Source organism: Janthinobacterium sp. KBS0711 (genome assembly GCF_000988085.1).
Classification (GTDB): Bacteria; Pseudomonadota; Gammaproteobacteria; order Burkholderiales; family Burkholderiaceae_D; genus Janthinobacterium; species Janthinobacterium lividum_E.
In genome coordinates, this window is record NZ_LBCO01000031.1 from 1 (window position 1) to 235 (window position 235).

1 tRNA gene is annotated in these 235 nt (G+C 51.5%); it reads right to left on the minus strand.

What is annotated here, in order from left to right:
• Positions 1-97: 97 nt before the first annotated feature.
• Positions 98-173 (minus strand) — tRNA-Ala (locus tag VM94_RS18660).
• Positions 174-235: the final 62 nt, after the last annotated feature.

Sequence of the window (235 nt, forward strand, 5' to 3'; positions counted from 1 at the left end):
CCAGATTGTTAAAGAACGAAACAGCTTTGATCGCTAAAAGATCAAACCTAAACCTGAGTCACTGACCGGCTTACGTTTGCACTTTCGAGTAAAACTTTGGTGGAGGATGACGGGATCGAACCGACGACCCCCTGCTTGCAAAGCAGGTGCTCTCCCAGCTGAGCTAATCCCCCTAGGTATGACTGGTAGGGCTGGTTGGACTCGAACCAACGACCCCCGCGTTATCAACACGGTG